Annotated in this window: 12 protein-coding genes; 2 read left to right on the forward strand and 10 right to left on the reverse strand. The window is 71.4% G+C overall.

Annotation, left to right across the window (positions count from 1 at the left end):
* Positions 1-322: 322 nt before the first annotated feature.
* The 3 genes from ACFUUZ_RS02370 to mftF all read right to left on the reverse strand — a co-directional run bounded on the left by ACFUUZ_RS02370 (position 323) and on the right by mftF (position 4,682).
* A complete protein-coding gene (locus ACFUUZ_RS02370) occupies positions 323-1,717 on the reverse strand; it encodes a GAF domain-containing protein (RefSeq protein WP_378691671.1) in 1,395 nt (464 codons plus the stop codon).
* A gap of 124 nt (positions 1,718-1,841) precedes the next feature.
* Entirely contained in the window at positions 1,842-3,278 is a 1,437-nt protein-coding gene (gene mftG, locus ACFUUZ_RS02375) for a mycofactocin system GMC family oxidoreductase MftG (protein WP_378691674.1), read from the reverse strand.
* Between the two features lie 3 nt (positions 3,279-3,281).
* Positions 3,282-4,682 carry a mycofactocin biosynthesis glycosyltransferase MftF gene (mftF, locus tag ACFUUZ_RS02380; protein ID WP_378691677.1) on the reverse strand — a complete coding sequence of 467 codons (1,401 nt, stop codon included), beginning with the start codon at positions 4,680-4,682 and terminating at the stop codon, positions 3,282-3,284.
* 309 nt (positions 4,683-4,991) lie between these two features.
* Here mftF and mftR2 point away from each other — a divergent pair, with 309 nt between their 5' ends.
* Positions 4,992-5,630 (forward strand): mycofactocin system transcriptional regulator MftR2, encoded by a 639-nt coding sequence (gene mftR2 / locus ACFUUZ_RS02385; protein ID WP_378691680.1) that lies wholly within the window; start codon positions 4,992-4,994, stop codon positions 5,628-5,630.
* Between the two features lie 61 nt (positions 5,631-5,691).
* Positions 5,692-6,747, forward strand: a complete 1,056-nt coding sequence (locus ACFUUZ_RS02390; RefSeq protein ID WP_378691683.1) for a 2Fe-2S iron-sulfur cluster-binding protein — start codon at positions 5,692-5,694, stop codon at positions 6,745-6,747.
* 30 nt (positions 6,748-6,777) lie between these two features.
* On the opposite strand, the gene ACFUUZ_RS02395 is transcribed toward ACFUUZ_RS02390, so the two are convergent.
* From ACFUUZ_RS02395 to rpsL, 7 genes are all read right to left on the reverse strand, one after another.
* Positions 6,778-7,524, reverse strand: coding sequence for a DNA alkylation repair protein (locus ACFUUZ_RS02395; protein WP_378691901.1), 747 nt, complete (start codon positions 7,522-7,524; stop codon positions 6,778-6,780).
* Positions 7,525-7,592: 68 nt separating this feature from the next.
* On the reverse strand, positions 7,593-8,357 hold the full coding sequence (locus tag ACFUUZ_RS02400; RefSeq protein WP_378691686.1) for a glutamate racemase: 765 nt from the start codon (positions 8,355-8,357) through the stop codon (positions 7,593-7,595).
* Between the two features lie 128 nt (positions 8,358-8,485).
* On the reverse strand, positions 8,486-9,700 hold the full coding sequence (locus tag ACFUUZ_RS02405) for an NAD(P)/FAD-dependent oxidoreductase (protein ID WP_378691688.1): 1,215 nt from the start codon (positions 9,698-9,700) through the stop codon (positions 8,486-8,488).
* 162 nt (positions 9,701-9,862) lie between these two features.
* Positions 9,863-11,053, reverse strand: a complete 1,191-nt coding sequence (gene tuf / locus ACFUUZ_RS02410; RefSeq protein ID WP_378691691.1) for an elongation factor Tu — start codon at positions 11,051-11,053, stop codon at positions 9,863-9,865.
* A gap of 102 nt (positions 11,054-11,155) precedes the next feature.
* A complete protein-coding gene (gene fusA / locus ACFUUZ_RS02415) occupies positions 11,156-13,258 on the reverse strand; it encodes an elongation factor G (protein WP_378691694.1) in 2,103 nt (700 codons plus the stop codon).
* A gap of 126 nt (positions 13,259-13,384) precedes the next feature.
* Positions 13,385-13,855, reverse strand: coding sequence for a 30S ribosomal protein S7 (gene rpsG, locus ACFUUZ_RS02420; RefSeq protein ID WP_378612398.1), 471 nt, complete (start codon positions 13,853-13,855; stop codon positions 13,385-13,387).
* A 1-nt stretch (position 13,856) separates the two neighbouring features.
* Positions 13,857-14,231, reverse strand: coding sequence for a 30S ribosomal protein S12 (gene rpsL, locus ACFUUZ_RS02425; protein WP_067653430.1), 375 nt, complete (start codon positions 14,229-14,231; stop codon positions 13,857-13,859).
* Positions 14,232-14,424 lie beyond the last annotated feature (193 nt).

Genomic DNA, 14,424 nt, shown 5'->3' on the forward strand with positions numbered 1-14,424 from the left:
ATCCTCGAATGTGAACGAATCGGTGGCCGCCTCCCGGTGGCCACCACCCCGGCGGTGTCCGCCCGCCGGGGCCGGTTCAGCTGTCCTGACTCCTCACCATCGCGTCACGGGTGTCGTCACCGCGACCTGTTGCCTACCTCACACGGATTCGGTCCGCGCATTGGACACTATGTGCTGTCTGAAAAAAACGGAACTTTTTCATCCAAAAAACCTGGGCAAATGTCCAGAAGTCGTCGGGGTGGCCCGGACAATCCGGGCACAAGGGTGTTGCGGACCACAGCCACGGTGAAAATGTGACCTGTAGCACCGGCGGCTGCCGAGACTATGGGGCGAAACGTTGCATCCGCGTTGCATCGGCGCCGAGCCTGCGATCGAGCACCCGGATCTTGGCCTCGATCTGCGCGTACAGCGGAGATTCGCGGTCGACGGTGGCGCGATATGCCACCCAGGCGTCGGCGTCGTCGCGGCCGTCGGGCCCCGCGGTCCAGCGGCGCAGCACGGCCGAGTCGCCGGAGTTCAGCACCGCCGCGCGCAGCCGCACCCGCAGCTCGTCGCGGATGTCGAGGATGCCCGGCGCGTTCGAGCGGGGCAGCACCGGCCCGGTGTAGAGCCGGAGCGCGGCCTCGACGTCGCCGGAGTCGAGCGCGGCGCGCAGCGCCTCCACATCGGTGGCCACGTGGCTGCGCAGCCGGTACGGCCTGGAGCCGAAGACGGCGGGGCCGACCACCGCGCGCAGCCGGGACATGGCCGCCCGGATGGTGCCGTTGTCCAGGTCGGTGTCGTCGAGCAGCAGCGCGAGGTGGTCCGCGCCGAGCCCCTCGGGGTGCTCGGTGAGCAGCAGTAGGATCTCGGCGTGGCGCTGCGAGAGCAGCACCCGGCCGGTCGGCGTGGTGAGCTGCGGCTGGCCGAGGCCGAGCACGTCGAGCCCGAGCCTGCCGATCGGCGCGGCGGCGCCCTGGTCGTCCGGGGAGCCGTGCCGCTCGGCCCGCATGGCGCGCAGCACCAGGTCCATCTCGGCGGCGGTCGCGGCGGCCTTGACCAGGGCCAGGATCTCCGGCCGCGCCACCCGCACACCGCCCGCGATCATCAGCACCCCGACCAGCCTGCCGTCCGGCGCGTGCACCGGGGCGGCCGCGCCGGTGAGCTGGTGCATGCGGTGCAGGTAGTGCTCGGGGCCGTGGATCCAGGCGGCCCGCCCGGTGCGCACCACCAGCCCGACCGCGCCGGTGCCGACCCGGCGCTCGCTCAGGTCGTCGCCCGCGCGCAGCCCGATCTCGGCGACCGCGGCGACCAGGTCCGCGTTGCCGTGCACGGTGAGCACCCGGCCGAACTGGTCCGCGACCACCACGATGAGCCCGGAGCGCGCGGCGTCCTGCACGAGCAGCTTGTCGATGAGCGGCATGAGCACCGCGATCGGGTGCGCCTCCCGGTAGCGCTGCAGGTCGGCGCCGCGCAGCCCGCGGCCGTCCACCGGGTCGAGCGGATCGATCCCCCCGCGAACGCTCCGCAACCACGATTCCAGGACGAGGGGGCGCAGCAGACCGGCGAGCTGCGACAGCTGCTCGCCGCCCGCGCCGAGATACCCGTGGGCCTGCGCGGCATAGGCCTCCAGCGCACCCAGCTCGGAGCCGTGCTCCGCAGGCGAACCTTCGCGCGGTCGGGTCGCGGCGTCCTCTTCCTGTCCGTGAGGTCGCCCACCCGCAAGATTGCTGACCATTAGCCTTTCTTTCCCCCCCAAACTGTACCGGCGCGTAGGTTCTCGCCGAGGCGGATGGCTTCTTTGTCCTGCACCTCACAACGGGAAAGGCTGCGGAGAAATTGTGACCTATTAGTCGTTCAGATTATCCGCGCATGCCGACAGCGATCGTTTCCGCGAGCGCGACGACCGTCGCCTGCGGTCCGCGGGCGAGCGCCACCGGCACGATCGACAGGTCGGCGATCCACAGATCGTCCAGGCCGTACAGCCGTCCCATCCGGTCCACCACCGCATGGTCGTCATCCTGCCTCCCCATGCGACAGGAACCGGCCAGATGTTGCGAAGTGGTGAGGTTCGCGGGCAGTTCGGCCGCCGCGGGCGGGGCCGCCGCGCCCCGGGCGCCTGCCATCCGAGACAGCAGCCCGGCCGCGATCCCGAGGCCGTCGAGCAGCCGCCGCCGGTCGGTCGCGGCGGCCAGGTGGTTGTGTTCGATCACAGGGGGCACCGCGGGGTCGGCGGTGCGCACCCGGAGCGTGCCGGTGGTAGCCGGGCGCATGAGCGCGACCCCGATCCGGCGCGTTCCCGGCGCGAACTCCAGGGCGTACGGCCGCAGCTCGACCCCGTCCAGCTCCAGCACGGTCTCCAGCGCCACCGCGCCTGCGCGCCCGCCGTCGAGCCGGTAGTCGAGCCCGACCTCGGGGTGGTCGGCGCAGTGCCGCCCGACCGGCGCCGCCAGCACCGGCTCGATCCCGGCACCGCGCAGCTCGTCCGGCGGGCCGATCCCGGAGCGCAGCAGCAGCGCCGCCGTTTCGATGGCGCCCGCGCAGAGCACCACCCGGCCCGCGCGGACCACCTCGGTCGCGGTGTGCACCCCGGCGACCCGGCCGCGCTCGACGAGCAGCCGGGTGACCTCGGTGCCGCCGCGCAGCGTGAGGTTCGGGCGGTGCAGCGCGGGGAGCAGGTAGCGCGAGCCGGTGTCCGCGCGCAGCGGCCCGGCCAGCGAGCACGGCACCGGGCCGACGCCGGTGGCCGGGGCGGCCGGGTCGTTCCAGTCCGGCACCGCGGGGAAGCCCGCGGCCACCGCGGCCGCGGCGAAGGGGTCGTCCGGCGCGGCCGGGCGGCGCACCGGGATCGGGCCGTCGGCGCCGTGGTGCGGGGCCGTGCCGAAGTCGAGGTCGGTCTCGATCGCAGCGAAGACCGGGGCCAGCTGCGCGGCGCTCCAGGTGTCGGCGCCGACCAGCGCCGCCCAGGCCGCGAGGTCGGCGGCGGGCGGGCGGATGAAGTAGGCGCCGTTCACCGCGCCGGATCCGCCGAGCGCGGCACCGCGCACCAGGGTGGCGGCGACGGGGGCGCCAGCGGCGTGGCCGAGAACGGCCGGGTAGTGCCGCAGCCACGGCGCGCCGGGGTCGAGCGGCAGGGTCGCGGCGTCGAGCAGCCCGGGCGGCGCCTGCTCGGGGGTGCGCCAGACCGGGCCCGCCTCCAGGACCAGCACGGTCTGCGCCGGGTCCGCGCTCAGCCCGGCGGCGACCACGCAGCCCGCGGTGCCCGCCCCGACGACCAGCGTGGCAGGCTCCGGCCGCACGGCTCAGCCCATCCGGAAGCGCAGCACCGGCAGCAGCGCGGCCGCGCTGCGGGCCCGGTACGCCCCGAGCCAGAGCCCGGAGCCGTAGGCGATGTCGTCCAGCCGCTTAAAGGCCAGGTACCGCACCGGGTCGAGGCCGTCGCGCTGGTAGTGCGTGTACCAGTCCACCAGCCCCTCGCCGACGGCGAGCAGCAGCGCGACCCGGCGGATCCGGCGCGAGGCCAGCACCGCGAGCACCGTCACCGGCCAGTAGTGCCTGCACACCGCGGAGGCGATCCGCCAGACCCCGGCCGCGAACCCCCTGCTGACGTAGATGGCCGCGATCCGGTTCGGGTTGTCCAGCCCGGCCAGCGCCCGGCGCAGCCGCAGCCCGGCCGCGAACAGCGTGGCGAACCCGCCCGCCGCGCCGAGCCTGGTGCCGCTGGCGAAGAGCACCGCGGCCAGCACGGTCCACGCGGGCAGCGTCAGCGGGGAGACCAGCTCCCGGTGCCGCTCGGCCAGCGGCGCGGCGCCGGTGCCGTAGTACCGCCTGCGCGCGAACCAGGAGCGGAAGCTCACCCGGTGGTCGTGCGCCACCCTGGCGGCGGGCTCGTACCGCAGCCGCCTGCCCGCGCGCTCCAGCCGCCAGCAGAGGTCGACGTCCTCCGCCACCCGCATGTCCTCGTCGAAGCCGCCCGCGTCGAGCAGCGCCTGCCTGCGAACCAGCAGCGCGGCGCTCGGCACGTAGCTCACCACCGTGTTCGAGCGCACCGCGGCCTCGCGCCGCCCCAGGTCCAGCGACGACCGCGAGTGCTCGTAGCGCGCGAGCGCATTGGCCTTCGGGTCGAGCGCGACGATGCGCGGCGCCACCAGCGCCACCTCGGGGTCGCTGAAGTGCCCGAGCATGACCTCCAGCCACCCGGCGCGCGGCACCACGTCGCTGTCCAGGAAGGCCACGTACTCGGTTCCCGCGGCGCGCAGCCCGGCATTGCGCGCCGCCGACGGCCCGAGCGCCCGCTCGTGCCGCAGCACCGTGACCGCCGCCCGGTGCTCCGGCGCGGGCACCGGCTCGGCCGAGCCGTCGTCCACCACGATCACCCGGTGGTGCTCGGAGAGCCCGGCCAGCAACCGGTCGAGCCCGGCGGCGTTGTCGCGCAGCGGCACCACCACCGTCACCTGCTCCGGCGAGGGGAGCAGCCGGGGGCGCGGATTGCCGACCCCGGAGTCGAGCAGCCGCCGCGCGACCCCGGCCGAGCGCTGGTCGGTGACCTCCAGGTAGCCGTCGCCGATCATGGCGGCGGCCTCCGGCGCGAGCCGGAGCAACCGGGCGGGCGACCCGCCGATCAGGATCCGACCCCCGGAGAATGCGCGTACCCGCGGATCGATCCGCACCCCGAATCCGTCGGGCAGGCGATCGTGGCGCATTCCTGCGATGCTAGGCCGAATCGGCCGCGCGGGCATCATCGGCCGCCGTGACCTGCGTGCATCGGCCGGACCGCGGCGCATCCCCCGGCACACGCCGGGCAACCCGCGGCTGCGGCAGGGAAACTGCAACACGTTACAGTAGGGCCGGAAGCGGCGCCCACCGGGTGAACGCGGCATCGCCCCGTCGCACCGGTTGACCGGGGCCGCCGCGCGCGGAACCGCTGCCCCCGCGCGGGTTCTAGACTTCGGGTGGGAACGCAGGTGAACGGCGAGTGACGGGTGGCACACATCCGCGGCGGTAGAGGTGGCATGGGAGTCGGACGTACGCAGGCGGGCGGCGCGGGCAGTTCGCTGTCGGAGGCCGAGATCGTCGAGGCCGCGCTGCGGGTGGTCCGCCAGGACGGCGTGGAGAAGCTCTCCATGCGGCGACTCTCCCGCGAACTCGGCGTCTCGCCGATGGCGCCCTACTACTACGTGGCCGACAAGCGCGAGCTGCTCGACCTGGTCGCCACCGCCGCGCTCACCGGACTCCGCACGCCACCGCCGGATTCCGGGGTGTGGCAGGTGCGGCTGCGCGACCTCATCGACCAGATCGACGAGAAGCTGCGCAAGCACCCGGGGCTCGGCGACATCCTGCTGGAGCAGATGCTCGGCAAACAGCTGGACCTGATCACCGCCATCATGGAGATCCTGGTCGACGCGGGCTTCGACGACCGCAACGTGCTCGCCGCCTACGCCACCATCCACACCTACCTCTTCGGCCGCAGCCGGGTGAACCCGCGCGACCGCTACTCTCCGCAGGACGTCACGCTGCCGGAGCCGGTGGCGCGGGCCAGCCGCTACATCGCGGACCTGCGCGGCCGCTACTCCTACGACTTCGGCATGGACGTGCTCGTGGCCGGGCTGGAGGCCCAGCTTGTCCGCCGACCGCGCGCCGACGTAGGATAAAACTGCAACACGTTCTAGTTTTCGCTCCCCACCCGGCGCCGCCGGGTCCGGAAAGGACGACATGACCACCGTCGAGGTCCCCCATGGTTCGCGTTCGGCCGTGCTGCGCGTCGCCGCGGTCGTCGCGGAGACGGCCGACGCCTGCTCGCTCGTCTTCGAGGTACCCGAGGAGCTGCGCGAGAAGTTCCACTACAAGCCGGGCCAGTTCCTGACCCTGCGCATCCCCAGCGACCGCACCGGCTCGGTGGCGCGCTGCTACTCCCTGGCCAGCTCGCCGCATACCGACGAGGCGCCCAAGGTGACGGTGAAGCGCACCGACGGCGGCTACGGCTCCAACTGGGTCTGCGACAACGTCAAGGCGGGCGACGAGCTGGAGGTGCTTCCCCCCTCCGGCGTCTTCACCCCCGCGGATCTCGATGCCGACCTGCTGCTCTTCGGCGCGGGCAGCGGGATAACGCCGGTCATGTCCATCCTCAAGTCCGCGCTGGACCAGGGCTCCGGCCGGATCGTGCTGGTCTATGCCAACCGTGACGCCGCCTCGGTGATCTTCGCCGAGGAGCTGCGCGAGCTGGCGCAGCAGCACCCCACCCGGCTCACCGTGCTGCACTGGCTGGAGAGCCTGCAGGGGCTGCCCAGCACCGAGCAGCTGGCCGGGCTGGTGGCGCCCTACACCGAGCACCACGCCTTCATGTGCGGCCCCAAGGCCTTCATGGACCGGGTGCACGACGCGCTCGGCACGCTCGGCGTCCCGCGCACCCGCACGCACGCCGAGGTGTTCAACTCGCTCGCGGGCGACCCCTTCGCCGAGCACGTCGCCGCCGAGGTGAGCGCGGAGGACGCCGCGGACGCCGCCACCGTCGAGGTGGAGCTCGACGGCGAGGTGCACGAGCTGCGCTGGCCGCGCAAGCAGACGCTGGTCGACATCATGCTCGACAAGGGCCTCGACGTGCCCTACTCCTGCCAGGAGGGCGAGTGCGGCTCCTGCGCCTGCACCGTGCTGGAGGGCAAGGTCGAGATGGACAATGCCGAGATCCTCGACCCGGAGGACATCGAGAACGGGTACATCCTCGGCTGCCAGGCGCGGCCGACCACCGACCGCTTGCGCATCCAGTTCTGACACCACCGCGTCCGCGCCGGGGCCGGTGCGTCAGCGCAGGGCGCGGTACCCGGCGCGCTCGGCCGGGTCGAGGTGCTCGGTGGCGTAGCTGAGCGCGGTGCGGCCCATCGCCGCGGCGTGCTGATCGAGGAACGCGGTGAGCACGGCGCGGTCCACCCGCTTGCCGACCTCGCGGAGCATCCAGCCGGAGGCCTTCTGCAGCAGGTCGCGGCGGTCCGGCAGCAGCAGCTCGACCAGGTCGAAGGTGGTGCTCGGGTCGCCCGCCTTGATGAAGGCGAAGGTGCTGAGCAGGGCGGTGCGGCGCTCCCAGAGCGACCCGGCGGCGAGCTCGACGAGCAGGTCCCGCGGGCGGTCGAGGAGCCAGCGGCCGAGGATGTGCTCGGCGGAGGCGTCGACCAGGTCCCAGTTGTTCACCCGGCCGCCGCGCACCGCCGCCAGGTACAGCTCGACGATCGCGCGCTGGGTCGCCTCGTCGCCGGTGCGCGGTCGGGCGGCGAGCTCGGAGCGCCGGTTCAGGATGAACAGCGCGGCCAGCCGCTCCTCGTGCACCGGGCTCGCCAGCAGCTCCTCGACCTGCTCCAGCGGCAGCGCGGCGAAGACCTTGGCGACCTTCCTGGTGGCGGGCACCCGCACCCCGATGAAGACATCGCCCTCGCCGTACTCCCCCGGCCCGGTCTTGAAGAACCGCCGCGCACCATCGGCGTCGCGCGGGTCGGCATGCTCCCGCAGCGCTTCCCGCACCGCATCGGCCGAATCCGGTCCCGCCGAACCTCGGATCTCGGCAGCGGCCGATCCGACCCGGTCGCCGCGCGCCTCGCGGCCCCGGCCGGGCCGGGCACCCGGCGTCACGGCAGCCCGGCGCCGAGGAATCGACCGGACTCGAAGGCCCCCGCGCTCGGCGGCAGCGGCCCGGGGCGCCCGCTGGTGCGCACCAGGATGGTCCCGTTGCCGGTGCTCGGCCGCCCCAGCTCATCCATCCGCCGCACCGTCTGCGCGGCCACCGCGGGCGCGCTGTCGAAGAGCCGCACCCCGGCGGGGAGCGCGGCCAGGATCTCGTCCGCCATGAGCGGGTAGTGCGTGCAGCCGAGCACGACGCCCTCGACCCCCTCCGGGGTGCGCTCGGCGGCCGAGGCGATGGCCCGGCGCGCGGCCGCGAGCTCACCGCGGTCGATGGAGTCGGCGAGGCCGTGGCAGGCGATCCCGACCACATCGGCATCGCCGCCGAACCGGGCGATGAGATCGGCCTGGTACCGGCTGGCGGTGGTGGCCGCGGTGGCCCAGACCGCCACCGAGCGGCACTCCGCCGCGGCGGGTTTGATGGCGGGCACGGTGCCCACCACCGGCACCTCCGGCCCGACCATCTCGCGCAGCTGCGCCAGCGCGGTCACGCTGGCGGTGTTGCACGGCAGCACGATCACCTCTGCCCCGAGCGCCAGCGAGTCGGCGGCGGTGTCGAGCACCCGCTGCACCGTCCACGCCTCCGGCTTCGGCCCCCAGGGCGCGCCGTCCGGGTCGAGCTGGAGCAGCAGGTCCACGTCCGGGCGCAGTTTGCGCAGCCACGCCGCCGTCGGCAGCAGGCCGAGCCCCGAATCGATGAGCGCCACGATCACCCGATCACCGTATTACAGGGCCCGGATGCCCTCGCCCCGGCCCGAGCCCGCCCGCCCCGGCACAGCCCGCAGCGCGGTCGGGTGCGCGGAGCAGCGGCAGGCGCGCCCGCCCCTGCGGCGGCTTCCGCTCAGGCGGGCGCGAGCACGTCCGCGACCCGCGCGCCCGCGGCGATCTTCCCGCGCGCCTTCATGACCTTCCCGGCCATCCCGGCGCCGACCACCGCGGTGAGGATGCCGTCCCGCGAGTAGTACGCGATGAAGGCGTGCCCGTTCCCCGGCTCCACGTGCAGGTCGTCGGCGGGGCTCGGCCGCCCCAGCGCCTGCAGCTTGAGCTCGTACTGGTCACTCCAGAAGTACGGCACCTGCGCGGGCACCGCGGGCACCTCGCTGCCAGGCACCAGCTCGGCCAGGATGTGCAGCGCGACCACCCGCGCCTGCTCGCCCGCGCTGGTCCAGTGCTCCATCCGCCGGTGCGCCCCGGTCGCGTTCCGCCAGGCCGCCACGTCACCGGCGACCCAGACCCCCGCCGCCGAGGTACGCCCGTGCTCGTCGGCGAGCACCCCGCCGCCCGACCCCGCGGGCGCCAGCTCGATCCCGGACTCGGCCAGCCACTCCACCTCCGGCCGCGACCCGACCCCGAAGACCACCAGGTCGGCCGCGACCTCGCTGCCGTCGCTGAGCTCCGCCCCGCGCACCGCGCCGTTCTCGTCGGCGTGCAGCAGCGCGACGCCGAGCCCGCAGCGCACATCCACCCCCTTGGCCCGGTGCATCTCCGCCACCCGCTCACCGACCTGCGCGCCGAGCACCCCGGCCAGCGGCGCGGCCTGCGGCTCGACCAGGATCACGTCCAGCCCCTCGGCCCGGAACGACGCCGCCACCTCGCAGCCGATGAACCCGGCCCCGATCACCAGCGCGCTGCGCGCCGAGCCCACCGCGGCCCGCAGCCCTGCCGCGTCGTCGTGCGAACGCAGCACATGGATCCCGTCCAGCTCGGGCAGCCCGGTGAGCCTGCGCGGCCGCAGCCCGGTGGCGATCACCAGGTGCGCGTACTCCAGCTCGGTCCCGTCGGCGAGCAGCAGCCTGCGGTGCGCGGTGTCCACCCCGGCGGCCGCCACCCCCAAGCGCAGCTCGATCTGCTTCTCGGTGAAGAACTCGGGCGGTCGCAGCGCCGTGTCCTCGACCTCGCCGCGCACGAACTGCTTGGACAGCGGCGGGCGGTCGTACGGCGGCCGGTCCTCGTCGCCGACCAGGACGAGGCCGCCCTCGTACCCGGCCCGCCGCAGCTCCTCTGCGGTTCGCAGCCCGGCAAGGCCTGCGCCGACGATCACGATCGGTGCGGTCATCGCGTTCTCCATTCTCGAGAATGCCGTTATCATACCTGGAACGAGGTAGCTATCACCCTAGCAAGTGCTTGGTTGGTGGTCAGCACCGTCGATGCGGCCCGGAAACGCCGAACGGCGCCGCCCCCGCAGGGGCGACGCCGCTCGAACCGCGATGTCAGGACATCACTTGACGATCTTGACGACGCGACCGGCACCGACGGTGCGGCCACCCTCGCGGATCGCGAAGCGCAGGCCCTCTTCCATGGCGACCGGCTGGATGAGCTTGACGCTCATCTCGGTGTTGTCGCCCGGCATGACCATCTCGGTGCCCTCGGGGAGGGTCACGACGCCGGTCACGTCGGTGGTGCGGAAGTAGAACTGCGGGCGGTAGTTGTTGAAGAACGGGGTGTGGCGGCCGCCCTCGTCCTTCGACAGGATGTACGCCTGGCCCTCGAACTCGGTGTGCGGGGTGGTGGTGCCCGGCTTGATGACGACCTGGCCGCGCTCCACGTCCTCGCGCTTGATGCCGCGGACCAGCAGGCCGACGTTGTCGCCCGCCTGGCCCTGGTCGAGCAGCTTGCGGAACATCTCGATGCCGGTGATCGTGGTCTTGGTCGTCTTCTCCTTGATGCCGACGATCTCGACCTCTTCGTTCACGTTCACGATGCCGCGCTCGACGCGACCGGTGACGACGGTGCCACGCCCGGTGATGGTGAAGACGTCCTCGATCGGCATGAGGAACGGCTTCTCGGTCTCACGGACCGGGTCCGGGATGGACTCGTCGACCGCGTCCATGAGCTCCTCGACGGACTTGACCCACTTCTCGTCGCCCTCGAGCGCCTTCAGGCCGGAGACGCGCACGACGGGCGCCTCCTCGTCGAACTCCTGCGCGGCCAGCAGCTCGCGGACCTCCATCTCGACGAGCTCGAGGATCTCCTCGTCGTCGACCATGTCCGACTTGTTCAGCGCGACCAGGATGTAGGGCACGCCGACCTGGCGGGCGAGCAGCACGTGCTCGCGGGTCTGCGGCATCGGGCCGTCGGTGGCCGCCACGACCAGGATGGCGCCGTCCATCTGCGCCGCACCGGTGATCATGTTCTTGATGTAGTCGGCGTGGCCCGGGGCGTCGACGTGGGCGTAGTGCCGCTTCTCCGTCTGGTACTCGACGTGGGAGATGTTGATCGTGATACCACGAGCCTTCTCCTCCGGCGCCTTGTCGATCTGGTCGAACGCGAAGGCCGCGTTCAGATCCGGGTACTTGTCGGCCAGCACCTTGGTGATCGCCGCGGTCAGCGTGGTCTTGCCGTGGTCGACGTGACCGATGGTGCCGATGTTGACGTGCGGCTTCGTCCGCTCGAACTTCGCCTTCGCCACTTTGTGTCCTCCTGGACTGTCTTGGTGCGTGCAGTTGCAGCAGTGCGGTGGTCTCCCCCGCACTTACACGGGGAAAGGGTATTGCGTACGCCCGGGAGCGTTTTACTCGCCGGTCGCCTTGGCGATGATCTCCTTCGACACGTTGGCCGGAACCTCCGCGTACGAATCGAACACCATGGAGTAGTTCGCCCGGCCCTGGGTCTTCGACCGCAGGTCACCGATGTAGCCGAACATCTCCGAGAGCGGAACCAGCGCCTTGACGACACGGGCACCACTGCGTTCCTCCATGGCCTGGATCTGGCCACGGCGGGAGTTCAGGTCGCCGATCACATCGCCCATGTAGTCCTCGGGCGTGATCACCTCGACCGCCATCAGCGGCTCGAGGATGACCGGACCGGCCTTGCGGGCCGCTTCCTTCAGGGCCTGCGCGCCGGCGATCTTGAACGCCATCTCCGAGGAGTCGACGTCGTGGTACGCGCCGTCGAGCAGCGTGGCCTTGATGTTGACCAGCGGGTACCCGGCGAGCACGCCGTACTGCATGGCGTCCTGGATACCGGCGTCCACCGACGGGATGTACTCGCGCGGCACGCGGCCACCGGTGACCTTGTTCTCGAACTCGTAGGTCGCACCGTCCTCGCCGACGAACGGCGCGAGCGCGATGATGACCTTCGCGAACTGGCCGGAGCCACCGGTCTGCTTCTTGTGCGTGTACTCGAGCTTCTCGACGGTCTTGGTGAGCGTCTCGCGGTAGGCCACCTGCGGCTTGCCGACGTTCGCCTCGACCTTGAACTCGCGGCGCATCCGGTCCACCAGGATGTCCAGGTGCAGCTCGCCCATGCCGCCGATGACGGTCTGGCCGGTCTCCTGGTCCAGCTTGACCGAGAAGGTCGGGTCCTCCTCCGAGAGCCGCTGGATCGCGGTGCCCAGCTTCTCCTGGTCGGACTTGGTCTTGGGCTCGATCGAGACCTCGATGACCGGGTCCGGGAAGGTCATGGACTCCAGCACGATCTGGTTCTGCGGATCGGCGAGGGTGTCACCGGTGGTGGTGTCCTTCAGGCCGATGACCGCGTAGATGTGCCCCGCGGAGGCCGCGCCGACCGGGTTCTCCTTGTTGGAGTGCATCTGGAACAGCTTGCCGAGCCGCTCCTTCTTGCCCTTGGTGGAGTTGATCACCTGGGCGCCGGAGTCGACCTTGCCCGAGTACACCCGGACGTAGGTCAGCTTGCCGAAGAAGGGGTGCACCGCGATCTTGAACGCCAGCGCCGCGAACGGCTCGGTGGCATCCGGCTTGCGGGTCAGCAGCTCCTCTTCCTTGCCGGGGACGTGGCCCGTGGTGTTCTCCACGTCCAGCGGCGAGGGGAGGTAGTCGATGACCGCGTCCAGCATGGGCTGCACGCCCTTGTTCTTGAACGCGGAGCCGCAGAGCACCGGGTAGAGCTCGGAGGCCACCGTCATCTTGCGGATGGCGCCCTTGATCTCCTCGATGGAGAGCTCCTCGCCGCCGAAGAACTTCTCCAGCAGCGCCTCGTCGGACTCGGCGACGGTCTCCAGCAGCGCGGTGCGGTACTCCTCGGCGCGCTCCTTCAGGTCGTCCGGGATCTCGACGACCTCGTACTCCTCGCCGAGCTTGGTCTCGCCGCGCCAAACCTTGGCGTTGTTCTCGACCAGGTCGACGATGCCCTCGAAGGTGTCCTCGGCGCCGATCGGCAGCTGCAGCACCAGCGGCTTGGCGCCGAGGCGCTCCTCGATGGTGCGCACGGTGAAGTAGAAGTCCGCGCCGAGCTTGTCCATCTTGTTGACGAAGCAGATCCGCGGCACGTCGTACTTGTCGGCCTGACGCCACACCTGCTCGGACTGGGGCTCGACGCCCTCCTTGCCGTCGAACACGGCCACGGCACCGTCGAGCACCCGCAGCGACCGCTCCACCTCGACGGTGAAGTCGACGTGCCCGGGGGTGTCGATGATGTTGATCTGGTTGTTCTTCCAGAAGCACGTGGTCGCGGCGGAGGTGATGGTGATACCACGCTCCTGCTCCTGCTCCATCCAGTCCATCGTGGCCGCGCCGTCGTGGACCTCACCGATCTTGTACGTGATACCGGTGTAGAAGAGGATGCGTTCGGTAGTGGTGGTCTTACCGGCATCGATGTGCGCCATGATGCCGATGTTGCGGACCTTGTTCAGGTCGGTGAGCACGTCCTGTGCCACGGAAATCTTCCCCGCTCTGCTCTCTGGGTTGAGTCTTCGGTTGTCAACGCCGGAACGGGCACCGAAATGCCCGGTTCTCGACCGTGAGCCTGCCGGCCCCGACAGCGATGACGGGCCGGGCAGGAATCACCAGCGGTAGTGCGCGAAGGCCCGGTTGGACTCGGCCATCTTGTGCGTGTCCTCGCGGCGCTTGACCGAGGCGCCGAGGCCGTTGCTCGCGTCGAGCAGCTCGTTGGCCAGCCGCTCGACCATGGTCTTCTCCCGGCGCGCGCGCGAGTAGTTGACCAGCCAGCGCAGCGCCAGGGTGTTGGAGCGACCGGGGCGGACCTCGATCGGCACCTGGTAGGTGGCGCCGCCGACGCGGCGGGGCTTCACCTCGAGGGCGGGCTTGACGTTGTCCAGCGCGCGCTTGAGGGTGACGACCGGGTCGGTGCCGGTCTTCTCCCGCGCCTGCTCCAGCGCACCGTAGACGATGCGCTCGGCGGTGGACTTCTTGCCGTCCAGGAGAATCTTGTTGACCAGCTGGGTGACCAGCGGCGACCCGTAGACCGGGTCGTTGATCAACGGACGCTTGGGAGCGGGACCCTTGCGCGGCATATCAGCTCTTCTCCTTCTTGGCGCCGTAGCGGCTGCGGGCCTGCTTGCGGTTCTTCACGCCCTGGGTATCGAGCGAGCCGCGGATGATCTTGTAGCGCACACCGGGCAGGTCCTTCACACGACCGCCGCGGACGAGCACCATCGAGTGCTCCTGCAGGTTGTGGCCTTCACCGGGGATGTACGCCGTGACCTCGATCGCGCTGGTCAGGCGAACACGCGCAACCTTGCGGAGCGCGGAGTTCGGCTTCTTGGGGGTCGTGGTGTACACGCGGGTGCACACGCCACGGCGCTGGGGGCTCCCCTTGAGCGCCGCGGTCTTGGTCTTGGCGACCTTGTCACGGCGACCCTTGCGGACCAGCTGGTTGATGGTTGGCATAGACCGGCTTTCCTCAGTTGTTATCGCGGTACGGGAACTTCATGGCTCAGCTGCACGTCCGACCCCATTTCTCGCGTCCCGGGGTCGGGCGTGTCGCGCGCGGTACGGAACCCCGGATTCCAGGCACACCTGAGGGGTCGGCCGCTCTCGCTGGCCTACGTCTGCACACGAACCTGCCCGCTACCTTCCGGGC

This window comes from Nocardia sp. NPDC057353, assembly GCF_042667085.1.
Classification (GTDB): domain Bacteria; phylum Actinomycetota; class Actinomycetes; order Mycobacteriales; family Mycobacteriaceae; genus Nocardia.

Excerpts from the sequence above, each read along its gene's own strand:
- ACFUUZ_RS02370 (WP_378691671.1), bottom strand. The coding sequence starts at position 1,717 with ATGGTCAGCAATCTTGCGGGTGGGCGACCTCACGGACAGGAAGAGGAC.
- mftF (WP_378691677.1), bottom strand. The coding sequence starts at position 4,682 with ATGCGCCACGATCGCCTGCCCGACGGATTCGGGGTGCGGATCGATCCG.
- mftR2 (WP_378691680.1), top strand. The coding sequence starts at position 4,992 with ATGGGAGTCGGACGTACGCAGGCGGGCGGCGCGGGCAGTTCGCTGTCG.
- ACFUUZ_RS02390 (WP_378691683.1), top strand. The coding sequence starts at position 5,692 with ATGACCACCGTCGAGGTCCCCCATGGTTCGCGTTCGGCCGTGCTGCGC.
- ACFUUZ_RS02405 (WP_378691688.1), bottom strand. The coding sequence starts at position 9,700 with ATGACCGCACCGATCGTGATCGTCGGCGCAGGCCTTGCCGGGCTGCGA.
- rpsG (WP_378612398.1), bottom strand. The coding sequence starts at position 13,855 with ATGCCGCGCAAGGGTCCCGCTCCCAAGCGTCCGTTGATCAACGACCCG.
- rpsL (WP_067653430.1), bottom strand. The coding sequence starts at position 14,231 with ATGCCAACCATCAACCAGCTGGTCCGCAAGGGTCGCCGTGACAAGGTC.